This window comes from Kocuria carniphila (genome assembly GCF_004136555.1).
GTDB classification, from domain to species: Bacteria; Actinomycetota; Actinomycetes; order Actinomycetales; family Micrococcaceae; genus Kocuria; species Kocuria carniphila.
The window spans coordinates 1-12,016 of sequence record NZ_NOIT01000021.1; the positions used below are offsets into that span (position 1 = coordinate 1).

General features: G+C 65.4%; 9 protein-coding genes. 4 read left to right on the forward strand and 5 right to left on the reverse strand.

What is annotated here, in order from left to right; genetic code table 11:
- The first annotated feature begins 325 nt into the window (after positions 1-325).
- Positions 326-1,954 (forward strand): ABC-F family ATP-binding cassette domain-containing protein, encoded by a 1,629-nt coding sequence (locus tag EWV37_RS13910; protein WP_129702306.1) that lies wholly within the window; start codon positions 326-328, stop codon positions 1,952-1,954.
- A 267-nt stretch (positions 1,955-2,221) separates the two neighbouring features.
- Here the strand turns inward: EWV37_RS13910 and EWV37_RS13915 are convergent, their stop codons facing one another.
- The 3 genes from EWV37_RS13915 to EWV37_RS13925 form a co-directional block, all read right to left on the reverse strand.
- Entirely contained in the window at positions 2,222-2,884 is a 663-nt protein-coding gene (locus tag EWV37_RS13915) for a CPBP family intramembrane glutamic endopeptidase (RefSeq protein WP_238663297.1), read from the reverse strand.
- 63 nt (positions 2,885-2,947) lie between these two features.
- Positions 2,948-4,405 carry a tryptophan-rich sensory protein gene (locus EWV37_RS13920; protein WP_129702308.1) on the reverse strand — a complete coding sequence of 486 codons (1,458 nt, stop codon included), beginning with the start codon at positions 4,403-4,405 and terminating at the stop codon, positions 2,948-2,950.
- 329 nt (positions 4,406-4,734) lie between these two features.
- Positions 4,735-5,190, reverse strand: a complete 456-nt coding sequence (locus EWV37_RS13925) for an Lrp/AsnC family transcriptional regulator (protein WP_129702309.1) — start codon at positions 5,188-5,190, stop codon at positions 4,735-4,737.
- 326 nt (positions 5,191-5,516) lie between these two features.
- On the opposite strand from EWV37_RS13925, the gene pdhA reads away from it, so the two are divergent.
- The 3 genes from pdhA to EWV37_RS13940 are packed head-to-tail and all read left to right on the forward strand — an operon-like array spanning position 5,517 to position 9,529.
- Complete coding sequence (pdhA, locus tag EWV37_RS13930; RefSeq protein ID WP_095798514.1) at positions 5,517-6,809, forward strand: pyruvate dehydrogenase (acetyl-transferring) E1 component subunit alpha; 1,293 nt, start codon at positions 5,517-5,519, stop codon at positions 6,807-6,809.
- The gene (locus tag EWV37_RS13935; protein WP_129702310.1) at positions 6,809-7,819 is read left to right on the forward strand and encodes an alpha-ketoacid dehydrogenase subunit beta; all 1,011 of its coding nucleotides are present in this window, start codon (positions 6,809-6,811) and stop codon (positions 7,817-7,819) included. The genes pdhA and EWV37_RS13935 overlap by 1 nt, the downstream gene beginning before the upstream one ends.
- A 3-nt stretch (positions 7,820-7,822) precedes the next feature.
- Positions 7,823-9,529, forward strand: coding sequence for a dihydrolipoamide acetyltransferase family protein (locus EWV37_RS13940; RefSeq protein WP_095798512.1), 1,707 nt, complete (start codon positions 7,823-7,825; stop codon positions 9,527-9,529).
- 56 nt (positions 9,530-9,585) lie between these two features.
- Here the strand turns inward: EWV37_RS13940 and EWV37_RS13945 are convergent, their stop codons facing one another.
- Complete coding sequence (locus EWV37_RS13945; RefSeq protein ID WP_095798511.1) at positions 9,586-10,707, reverse strand: polyprenyl synthetase family protein; 1,122 nt, start codon at positions 10,705-10,707, stop codon at positions 9,586-9,588.
- Positions 10,708-10,711: 4 nt separating this feature from the next.
- The gene (locus tag EWV37_RS13950) at positions 10,712-11,920 is read right to left on the reverse strand and encodes a cytochrome P450 (protein WP_158222950.1); all 1,209 of its coding nucleotides are present in this window, start codon (positions 11,918-11,920) and stop codon (positions 10,712-10,714) included.
- Positions 11,921-12,016 lie beyond the last annotated feature (96 nt).

A 12,016-nucleotide genomic window follows, 5' to 3' on the forward strand; every position in this document is an offset into this window, starting at 1 on the left:
CACCCCAGGGAACTACGCGGACATTCTTACGTGAGGCACCCGCTCCCGTTCCCGGACCTTTTAGCTGAGTCTCGTCGAGCCCTAGCTTTCTGAGCGGTCCGGGGTTAAGCTGCTCGGGTCTTGTTGTCCACGAAAGGTGTGCGCTGTGAAGCTTGCCGGTTCTCTCTGAGCCCGCCGCTGCACGCGCTTCTTCACGCCTTCGTTCTTTAATTGACGACGCCGCTCTGACCCGTCTCCTTTCCCGCCACCTCTCGTAGGCGGCAGCTTTTGGGTCGCTTCATGGCGCGGCAGCGGATCATCCTTTGTGTTCTTTCAGGAGATCCACATGCCCCATTCACAACAGACACTCATCACCTTTAACGACCTCACCGTCACCTGGGCTGACGGCACCGAGTGCTTCAACGATCTCTCCGGATCAATCCCCCGAGGGGTTACGGGACTGATCGGAGACAACGGAAGCGGTAAATCCACGCTGCTGCGAGTCCTCACGGGACAACTCGCCCCGACGACTGGGTCGTTACACCGCGCAGCCAGCATCGCGTACGTCCCGCAGGACATCACCGCCCAATCCGAATCCACGATGTCCCAGCTTCTGGGTATTGACCACATCCTGAAAAGTCTCCGCGCGATCGAGGCGGGCAGTGTGGACGAGGCGGAGTACGACGTCGTCGGCGATGACTGGGATATCGAGGAACGCGCGCGAGCGGAACTGGCCACGCGCGGGCTCCCGACCGATCTGGAACGGCGCGTTGCGGAGCTGTCCGGCGGCGAAATCGTGCGGGCGGCGTTGGCCGGGGCGGTGCTGCGGCGAGCGCAACTGACCGTGCTGGACGAGCCCACCAACAACTTGGACACCGCCGCGCGCGAGGACCTGCTCGCGACCGTGCGGGGGTGGAAGGTGTCGCTGTTGATCGTGAGCCACGACCGGGAACTGCTGGAGCTCGTGGATCAGATCGTGGAACTGCGGGACGGGCAGCTCACCGAATTCGGTGGCACGTACAGCGAATACGAGACCTACCTGGCCACCCAGCAGGAGGCGGCGCTGCGCGAAGTGTCTCGCACGGAGGCTGAGGCCAAGAAGCAGAAGCGGGAGCGGATCGAAGAGGAGACCAAGCTGAGTCATCGGGCGACCCGGGGCGAGAAGTTCAAGCGTCAAAAGCGTAAGCCCGGCATGGCCATGGGCAACGATGCGATGTCGGCTCAGGTTCAGGCGGGTAAGTTACGCGGCATCCTTGCCGACAGGGAGAAGACGGCCGCTGCTGCGGCAGCTGAAGCTCGGGATGCCTTGCGTGCGGATCGGCACATCCGCGTTCAGCTACCCCAGACCGCGGTGGCCAATGGGACCAAGGTGCTGGAGTTGGAGCGATCCCTTACCGATGGTGACACCGAACGGTTCGATATGGCCGGCCCGGAACGGGTGCGGCTGGCCGGTCGGAACGGTTCCGGGAAAACCACGCTGCTTGAACGAGTGGTCGCGTGGACGGCCGATTCCGCCGATTCCGCCGAGGGGCCACGCGATGCGGATCTAGCGGGTGTCGCCCCGTGGACCGTGCGCTACCAGCTATCACCCGTGGGGTACATCCCGCAGCGATTAACCGTGGAACGTCCGGAGCTCACTTTGGTTCAAGAGCTGCAGCTGGCCAACCCGGCGGCATCCGAGCATGCGTGCCGCGAGACCCTGGCGCGATTCCTGTTCCGCGGCGCGCAGTCTGACAAGCAGATGAGTGAACTATCCGGCGGTGAACTGCTGCGCGTTGCGTTGGCGCGGGTGCTGACCTCGGAACCCGCTCCCAAACTGCTCATCCTGGACGAGCCCACTAACAACCTGGATCTGCGGTCGGTGGATCAGCTGGTGGATGCACTCACCGCGTTCGAGGGTGCCCTGCTGGTGGTCAGCCACGACGACAGCTTTATCGAGCGAATCGGGGTGATGAGGTCATTGGAATTGGATTGAACCCGCGGCCTGAGTATGTTCCGTCGAGGTAACTATTCGACCGTCTATCCGCGGACGCAGAAATTTGGCAGCCTTATGAGATGACAAACGACCCGGAATCCCACGCAACGGGGGACTCACGCCAGGGAGCCTTCGATGCGGACAACCCAGAGAGCTTTGATCGCGCAAACGGGGTACTTGGTCGAGATCTCACTGTAAGCCAGCTTTCGGCTGTTGCTCGTCAAAGATATGCGAACCTGCTCCGGAGCCTAAGTGGCCGATAGCTCGTTAAACAACCTGCGGCAACACCAAAAGCATAGTCAGCGACCAGATCAGGTGGGCGATGATCGGCGGCGTCAGCGACTGGGTCCGCTCGCGCAGCACGGCGACCATCACACCCATGGCGGCGGCCGCGAACGCCAGCAGCGGCACCCCGGCCAGGGCGGTGACTGCGGTGTACAGCACCGTGGTCACGACCATTCGGTATCCCGGCTTCACGGCCCTCCACAGGGCGCCTCTGTAAAACATCTCCTCCGCAACGCCATTGACCGCGGTGGTGATCAGCACGAACACCAGGCTGCCCACGCGGGCGTAGTCCAAGAGTTCGTCCACGGGGTCGCGGAGGAAGGGGATGAACCGCACTAAGAAGGCACCCGCGAAGAAAACGAGAGCCAGGAGCACACCGCCCACCACGGCGTCGCGAATCCCGCGCCGGGAGGCGTGCCACCGAAACTTGCTGCCCACCAACCGGACCGCCACGAGGCTGCCCACGATATAGATCGCCGCCAGAATGAAAGTGGCGGGGTAGAACCACGGATCGCCCGCCTCGATGCGCAAGGACCACGCGAGGGCGGCGGCGGCCAGCACTCCGGTGATGATGACGGCCACTCGAGAAGCCCCTCCGGGCAGTACCGGCTGTGCATCGGTGGACAGTGCTTCGGAATCCCTCACGGTGCTGCCTTTCAAAAGGGTTGATGCTCGGGTCTCTGCTGTGCCGGAGCGCGCGTGCGAGTGTCAGTCCCGGCGCGGGTTCAATGCCCGGATGGTTCCCGTGAGCACCGCGGCGAAGGCAGTCCACCCGGCGTACGGCGCGAGCACCACGCCTTTTTCCATGGACACCTTGCCCGACCTGCGCACCAGGTCCGCCGTGCTCGCGGCCAGCGCGATTGATTCTACGGCTGCGGGGCCCAGCTGCTTGCGGTCGAAGAACAGAATGCTCCACCCGGCGTTGAGCACCAGGTTGGTCGCGAGGGCTGCTACGTATGCCCGTTGTTCCTTGGTGCGGCCCTGCTCTCCCAGGTCGGCAATCGACAGCGAGCCGATCGCCGCGATATCTGCATAGAGCGCCGTCCACGCGACGGGGAACAGCCACGCGGGCGGCTGGAACGCGGGCTTCTTCAGGGTCTTGTACCACGTCGAGTTCGGCTTGGTTGCGAGCGATCCGACGACGGCGGTCGCGGCCACTCCCGCGGTGGTCGCCCAGAAAATCTTGTTCCATCGGGAGGTGTCCAGGTTCTTGACCGCGGCGCGCACGGCATCGTGGAACGAGGTGTGGCCACCCGGCGGCGGGCCAACATAATCGTCCAGGTCGCGCTCGCGCACCACGGTGTCGTGCTGGAGACTACCGATGAGCGGGCGCACCAAATTCGACTTCACGGGAGTGACCAGACCGATCCAGTACGCGGCCAGTTCCGGAGTGGTGACCGGTGCCGTCAGCATGAAGCGCGGGATCTTGTTCAACGCGCTTGCGTACTCCTTGAGCATGTCGGCGTACTCAAGAGGTTCGGGGCCGCCCACGTCGAAGGTGCGATTCACGTCCTCGGGCAGGTCCGCGGCCCCCACCAGATAGTGCATCACGTCGGCCACGGCGATCGGGTGAATGTGGTTGCGCACCCACTTGGGGGCAATGGCACCGGGAAGCCGCTCGGACAGGTGGCGGATCATGGTGAAGGATGAGGACCCATCCCCGATCACCACACCGGTTTGCAGTGCCGCGGTCGGAACACCGGAATCCATGAGCACCTTGCCGACTTCCACGCGGGAACGCAGGTGATCCGAGAGGTCTTCGGTGGCAGTGTCTGCGGGGTGCAGCCCGCCCAGGTAGATGATCCTGTTGACGCCCGCGTTGTGTGCGGCCGTGGCGAAGGTGTCCGCCATGGACTTCTCTTCCTCCACGAAGTCCTCCGAGTCACCCATCGAGTGGAGCAAGTACCAAGCGGCGTCCACGTTTTCCATGGCGCGAGCGATGTCCTTGGCATCCGAGGCGTCCCCTTCGACAACCTCTGCCTGACCCGGGCCGGCTTCCTGGCCATCCGCTACCACGCGGTCACCCCACGGTAGGTCGCGGACCTTGTCCGCGCTGCGGCTGAGCAGTCTGACCCGCCAACCCCGGTCAAGGAGTTCCTGCGCGACGTTGCCGCCGATATACCCCGTGGCACCGGTGACCAGCGCCAATCGTGTGGTGTCACTCATGAGAACCCCTCATTCTGATGGACCTGGCGCGGACACGTCGCCGCGCAGTAGTTCGCCTACTGAGCATCGCACTGATCAGCGGCTCTCCGTGGTCCCACACCTGGAGATCTGCTGTGTGCGCCGCATTCTGATCTACGTAACGACCACGACAAGGAAAGCCGTGCCTTTTCATCGACGTAGCGACCCAAATTTCTGGCGCCCTGTAAATCCATCGACGTTGCGTCCCTAGAACTTGTGACTTCTGGCTTTACCGTCGATCAGTTTGCAGAGCCGGGCCGGGCATGGCTTCACCGTCGATCAGCGAGCAGCACTCGCCGCAAACGACCTAACTAACCCCGCGCATCCACGTCCTCAAAGATCAGGAACGTCTGGGTGTCCACCACCTCGGGCATGGGTTGGATCATCTCGAAAATCACGTCACGCAGTTCCGTGGTGCCACTCGCCCGCACCAGAAGCATCACATCGAACGTGCCACCCACCAGCGCCACGTGCTGCACCTGAGAAATCTGGCGCAGCTTGGCACACAGGGATGGCCACGTGTTTTGCTTCAGCCGCACGGTCACGTATGCGGACGCTTCCAGGCCCGCCCGCACCGGATCGATCACCGCCGTGTACCGCAGAATCACGCCCTGATCATGGAGCTTCTTGATCCGCTCGTAGGCGTGCGCACGCGAAATATGCACCCGACTCGCCAGCGCCGTGACCGATTGCCGCGCGTCCCGGGTCAATTCGTCCAGGATCCGCCCATCCGTATCGTCCAGATCCGCCCGCCGCTTCTCCGCCATCTCGCTCCTCTTTCAATTCATATTTCGCCGACGACGACGACGCCCGCCAGCCAGCGTCCGCTGCAGCGGCAACTGAGCATCGGAACCGATCGTCCGCTCACATCAGCCGTCGGACGGTAGGACTCCGCCCGCAGCCCTCACCACTCGGACGGCTGTGACCCATCCGACAAACCGTCATGACGTACGTCACATCAGATCATATTGTCCACGATGAGTCCCTGGAGTGCACTTTTGTCCAGTGCATCCCCGAAGTGGGGAGACAACTGACCAATAGTTCTCATACTTGGATCACGAAACGTCTGAACCAACCATGGAAGGGGTCGGCCATGAGCGAGCCCACTTCACCCGGCGGCGATCCCGCAGCCGAAACCCCCACGACGAACTCCACGACACCGGAATCACCGGAGAACGCCGCGGCTCAGGAGACCGCGCCCGGCGCAGTCGACGAAACCCCCGCAGAGGACACCGCACCCGTGATCCCGGCGGTGGAAGCGTCCAAGAATTTCGGCATCACCCCGGAGGCCTACATGCTTCCGGCAACCAGCGAGATCCAGCTGTTGTCCCCGGATGGACAGCCCGTCCCGGACAGCGAGCAGGGCCCCGAACCGGGTCACGAGTACCCCTTGCCCTCGACCGAGCAGTTGCTCAAGGCCTACGAGAAACTCGTGGTGGGTCGTCGCATCAACGACCAGAACATGGCGTTGGTCCGGCAGGGCCGTATGGCCGTCTACCCTTCGAGCCATGGTCAGGAAGCCTGCCAGGTCGCCGCGGCCATGTGCTTGGGCGATAACGACTGGCTGTTCCCCACCTACCGCGACTCGGTGGCCGTGATGTCCCGCGGCGTGGACCCGCTCGAGGTCATGAGCACGTTCCGCGGTGACTGGCACGGCGGCTTCGATCCGCGCGAGTACAAGGTCAGCATCCAGGCCACCCCACTCACCACCCAGCTCCTGCACGCAGTGGGCGTGGCACACGCGGCCAAGCTGCGCGGCGAGGACACCGTCACCCTGGCGATGTGCGGCGACGGCGCCACCTCCGAGGGCGACTTCCACGAAGCCCTCAACTTCGCCGCCGTATTCCAATTGCCCGTCCTGTTCCTGGTGCAGAACAACGGTTATGCGATCTCCGTGCCGCTGTCCTCCCAGACCCACGCCCCCACGCTCGCGCACAAGGCGGTCGGCTACGGCATGGCCGGCGAGCGCGTGGACGGCAACGACCTGGCCGCGCTGCTCTCCGTGCTGGGCCGCGGCGTCGACCTGTGCCGCCAGGGCAAGGGCCCGCTGCTGGTCGAGGCCATGACCTACCGCATGCAGGCGCACACCAACGCGGACGATGACACCCGCTACCGCGAGCGCGACGAGGTCTCCGAATGGGTCGCCAAGGATCCGATCACGCGCATGCAGCGCTACCTGACGGATCAGGACGCCCTGGACGACGCCGCGTCGGAGCAGATCTCCACGCACGCCGAGGACATGGCCAAGCGCTTGCGCGAAGCCATGGCGACCAAACCGGAACTGGACCCGCAGGATCTGTTCCGCCACGTCTACAGCGAACCCACCACCCAGTTGCGCGAGCAGTCCGATCTGCTGGCCGACGAACTGTCCCGAGAGGAGGCGTGATGAGCGTCCAGAAAGTCAGCTTTGCCAAGGCGCTGAACACCGCTCTCGCGGACGCCCTGGAAACCGATCCGAGCGTGCTGGTCTTCGGTGAGGACGTGGGAACCCTCGGCGGCGTTTTCCGTATCACCGACGGCCTGACCGCCAAGTTCGGCCGCGAGCGTTGCTTCGACACTCCCCTGGCGGAGTCCGGGATCATCGGCACCGCCGTGGGCATGGCCATGAACGGCATGCGCCCGGTGGTCGAGATGCAGTTCGATGCTTTCGCCTACCCCGCGTTCGAGCAGATCGCCTCGCACGTGGCCAAGATGCACAATCGCACCCGCGGCAAGCTGGGAATGCAGATGGTCATCCGCATTCCCTACGGCGGCGGCGTGGGAGGTGTGGAGCACCACTGTGATTCCTCGGAGTCCTACTACGCGCACACCCCGGGCCTGAAGGTCTTCACCCCGGCCTCCGTCACCGATGCCTACCTGATGTTGCGCGAGGCCATCGACTCCCCGGACCCCGTGGTGTTCTTCGAGCCCAAGCGGTTGTACTGGTCCACCGCCCAGATCGACCTGGACGTACTGCGCGAGCAGTACGCCAACGGGAGCGCGCCGAAACGCGAGGGACACGCCGTCGTCGCCCGTGAAGGCACGGACGCGACCCTGATCAGCTACGGCCCGTCCGTTCCCGTGTGCTTGTCCGCGGCGGAAGAAGCCGCGCAGGACGGGATGAGCGTGGAGGTCATCGACCTGGGCACCATCGTGCCCTACGACGACGAAACGGTCGCCGCATCCGTGCGCAAAACCGGCCGCGCCGTGGTCGTGGCCGAGGCACAGGGCTTCGCGTCCGTGGCCTCGGAGATCGTGGCGCGCACCCAGCAGCGCTGCTTCCATTCGCTGGCCGCGCCGGTCCTACGGGTCACGGGATTCGACATCCCCTACCCCTCGCCGGCTTTCGAACACCATCACATCCCCAGTGTCGAGCGGATCCTCGACACCCTGGACGAACTGCAGTGGGAGGACTGACCCGTGAGCATCAATGTGTTCCATCTGCCCGACCTGGGCGAAGGTCTCACCGAGGCGGACATCCTGCACTGGCTGGTCGCCGAGGGTGACACCGTGGCCATGGACCAGCCGATCGTGGAGGTCGAAACCGCCAAATCAGCGGTCGAGATCCCCAGCCCCTTCGAGGGCACGGTCCACAAGTTGCACGGCGCGGAGGGCGAGACGCTCACGGTGGGCCAGTCGCTGATCTCGGTCTCCGACGGCGCCGAAACCCCGGCCTCTGAGGACGCCCCGGCACCCGCCACGGAGGCTTCGGCCACCGAATCCGAGGACTCTCCCGCACCCACCCAGGGCGCGAGCTACCGCGAGGAGGAGCGCGCGGGAACGCAGCCCTCCGCCGAGGAGTCAGCGGACGACAGTTCCGACGAGTCCTCCGGCAACGTACTGATCGGCTACGGAACCACCTCGGGTGGTTCGTCCCGCCGACGCCGCCGCGGCAAGTCCGCGCGCACGTCCGGCGGTTCCGCGACCGGCCAGTCCGGTGCCGCGTCCCACACCCACGACGCGCTCACCGCGGCACCGCGCATGGCCCCCACGGTCATCTCGCCGCTGGTGCGCAAGCTCGCCAAGGAGCATGGCGTGGACATCACCGGGCTCATCGGAACCGGTCCGGGCGGACTGATCATGCGTCAGGATATCCGGGCCGCTCTGGATCAGGTGGACGATCAACGACGCCGCTCGGATGCGGCCGGCCCCGCGCCCACCGGTCTCGCGACGCCACCTCCCGCTCCCCCGGCTCCGGCCGCGCCGGCAGCTCCCGGCTCAGCGGCGCATCACACGTCGGTTCCGCCCACGCCCAGCAAGGGGTGGCCGGCCACCGCCGCGGACCCGGGCCACTCGACCCTTCCTCCCCATGCGAGCGCGGCCCGCGGCGGGAAGAGGACAGGCGAGGCAGGGGCGGAAACGGCGGCGTCGGCGAATGTCGCTGGCACGCACGGGCAGAATGTGGACTCGCGAACCGGCCTGGCCGTGGCGCAGCGCGAACCCGTCAAGGGCGTGCGCAAGGCGATATCCGATGCGATGACGCGCTCGCGCACCGAGATTCCCGAGGCCACCATCTGGGTGGATGTGGACGCGACCGAGTTGCTGAATCTGCGCGCGAGCTACAAGGCCAAGGACCCGGAGAACGCGCCGAGTCTGCTCGCACTGCTGGCTCGTTTCACGCTGGCCGGGCTGCGCGCCTTCCCGCAACTGTGTTCGCGGCTCGAGACCCACGAGGACGGCACGCGCTCGATCGTGCGCTTCGACGGTGTGAACCTGGGCCTGGCCGTGGAATCCGAGCGCGGACTGCTGGTTCCCAACCTGCGCAACGCGGATCAGCTCAACACCGTGGAGCTCAACCAGCGCATGCGCGAGGTCATCGAAGTGGCCCGTTCCGGCAAGGCGAGCCCAGCGGAGCTGTCGGGCAGCACGTTCACGCTCAACAACTACGGCGTGTTCGGCACGGACGGCGCCACGCCCATCATTAACCACCCCGAGGTGGGCATCCTGGGTATCGGACGCATCATCGACAAGCCCTGGGTCGTCAACGGTGAACTCGCGGTCCGCAAGGTCACCACACTGACCCTCGCCTTCGACCACCGCGTGTGCGATGGCGGTTCCGCGGGCGGGTTCCTGCGCTTCGTGGCCGACGCCGTGGAGGACCCGACCAGCGCGTTCTTGCGGATGTAGCGGCTCGGGTACCGGCCGGCGCCTTACTTCCGGCGGCAGTGCATCGTGCGGTGGACCTACTTGGTCCGCCGCACGATGCCGTCCGTGGTCTCCGACAGCTGCTCCACGAGCGTGGTCGGCAGCTGCGAATCTTCCAGCAGGTCCTTGGCCCGTTGAGCAGCCTGCTCCGCCATGCGCTCCACGCCGGCGCGGGCACCGCAGCGTTCCAGCAGGTCCTTGGCTGCGTGGGCGTCCTCATCGCTCAGACCTTCTACCGCGGCCCGGTCCAGAATCTCCCGCAGTTTGGGTCCGTACGGCCCGTGTTCGGCGAGGGAGATGAGCATGGTCCGTTTGCCCTCGCGCAGATCCGATTGAGCCGACTTGCCGGTCCGTTCGGGGTCGCCGAAAACGCCCAGGACATCGTCCGCGAGCTGGTAGGCCGTACCCATGGCCCGGCCGACATCGCCGAGCACGTTGACGTCCGCCACGGGAGCACCACCCAGCACGGCACCTGCGGTCAATGGGGCTTCAAATGAGTACGCGGAGGTCTTCAGACGCGTGGCCAGTAGGATTTCCTGATTGGACACCGTCAAACCGGGCAAGGCGTGCTCAACGTCCAGGAACTCGCCGGCTGCAGACCGGAACACCGCTTCGTCCAGGATCGCAAGCAGCCGCAGCAGTCGCGATTCCGGCGCATGCGACGTGGCGATCAGCCGGTACGCGCCCGTGAGCGCGAGGTCACCGGCCAGGATTCCCACGCTGCGCCCATACTGTTTCGCGTGTTCGGTTCCCCCCGCCGACGTCGCTCGGGCACCCAACGCCATCCGGGTCGCCGCGCGCCGTTCGGCCGCCGCGTTGACCGTGGGTTGGTGACGGCGCAGCTCGTCCTGGTCTATCACGTCGTCGTGAATGAGCAGGGCGGTGTGGAGCAATTCGAACCCTGCACCCACGGCGTTGATGACCGGGTGCACGGGACGGGCCGGATAAGAATGGGTGGCCATGTGCAGCAGTTGCGGCCGCACACCCTTGCCCCCGTTGGCCACGCGGGCGATCTCCCGCCACAGCTCGGCGAACCGAGGATTGACCTGCTCCGCGCGCTCAATGGCGTTGTTCAGGAACCCCTGCAGGGACTTGGATGCGGTGAACTCCTCCACGGGCCGGCCCGTGCCGCTCTGTGTGTACGAGGAGTACTTCTTCATGCCCCTATTTCAGCACACCGCTCTGACCAGCTGAGGAAAGCCCCACGCGCAGCCCCTCCACCCTGTATCCGGCGATCAACGCGTCAGTGAACAGCTCGGGCGCGGCCAATTGCTCCACCTCGCGGCTGAATAGTTCGCGCAAGAACACGTCGGTCTCCTGGATGGCGACGAAGTGACCCGGGCAGCGGTGGGCACCGTCGCCAAAGGCTGCGCCTTCGGGACGAGCCCCGCGCGGAAGTTTGCGCTCGGGACAGACCTCGCGGGGCTGGTTGAAGACCTCGGTGTCCACATTGGTGTCCTTGACGGACATCGTGATCATGTCACCGGCGGGAATCGTGTAGCTCTGGCCGTCGTGTTCGACCTCGATGTCCTCGGTGGCGCGGCGGTAGAGCAGGCCCACCACGGGTTCCAAGCGCAGGATGTCGTGCAGGATCGCATATCGCTCACCCTTACCCGCCACCATGAACCGCTCCTGCAGCGGCTTGTTCTCGAGCAAGTGCCACACAGACATGGCAATGAACTCGCGCGTGGTGACCATGCCCGCCGCGGCGTAGGTGAGGCACTCGGTCGCAATTTCCGTCAGGGTGTAATTCTGATCGAGCAGGTGCGAGATCACGTCTGCTCGGCGCTCCTTCTTGCGAGCTTTGACCGCCGGGCGAACGTCGTGCCATGTGAATGTGGCCACCGGGAGGCTGTTCAGGGACGAGCGGATCGTGAACCACACCTTGTGCACAGCGTTGCGAGGTGTCTCGGTGGGATCGGCGTCGCTGCCGAAAAGTTTCATGAGGCGCCGCCCCATGGCGTCCGGATCGGTGCCGTCCAGGCCCACGATGTGCGCGGCCACCCGAACGGAGTACCCCATGGCCGCCTCGCCCAGGTCGAGCGACCCGGTGCGGTCCAGCTCAGCCAAGGTCTCTTTGGCGTAGCGGTCCATGAGCTCGCGGTAAGTGGTGTCCACGGTGGTGGGCGCGAAGAAGCGAGCGATCATGGAGCGCTGCTCGCGGTGCTCCGGGCCGTCCGAGAACAGGACGGGATGGCGTGACTTGCGCAGTCCCGCACGCACCTGTTCGGCGCGGAAACCAGCCTGCAGAGTCTTCTGGTTCCGCAGTACCTGGCGTGCAAGGTTCAGCGAACTGATGCGCCAACCGTCACCCACCCTCTCGATGGGGATGCCGGTGTTCCATTCACCGTCGGTGGCTTTTCGCTGATCCATATCCTGGCTGTCGCTCCGCCCTGTCACCGGGCACTGGTTCGCAGTCGGGGCCCCCGCGGGGCCGTCCGCCGCCATACGTTCGGCACTCACATCCCC

Bases quoted from the DNA above. Each gene is read 5' to 3' on its own strand.
- EWV37_RS13910 (WP_129702306.1), top strand. From the start codon at position 326: ATGCCCCATTCACAACAGACACTCATCACCTTTAACGACCTCACCGTC.
- EWV37_RS13920 (WP_129702308.1), bottom strand. From the start codon at position 4,405: ATGAGTGACACCACACGATTGGCGCTGGTCACCGGTGCCACGGGGTAT.
- EWV37_RS13925 (WP_129702309.1), bottom strand. From the start codon at position 5,190: ATGGCGGAGAAGCGGCGGGCGGATCTGGACGATACGGATGGGCGGATC.
- pdhA (WP_095798514.1), top strand. From the start codon at position 5,517: ATGAGCGAGCCCACTTCACCCGGCGGCGATCCCGCAGCCGAAACCCCC.
- EWV37_RS13935 (WP_129702310.1), top strand. From the start codon at position 6,809: ATGAGCGTCCAGAAAGTCAGCTTTGCCAAGGCGCTGAACACCGCTCTC.
- EWV37_RS13945 (WP_095798511.1), bottom strand. From the start codon at position 10,707: ATGAAGAAGTACTCCTCGTACACACAGAGCGGCACGGGCCGGCCCGTG.
- EWV37_RS13950 (WP_158222950.1), bottom strand. From the start codon at position 11,920: ATGGATCAGCGAAAAGCCACCGACGGTGAATGGAACACCGGCATCCCC.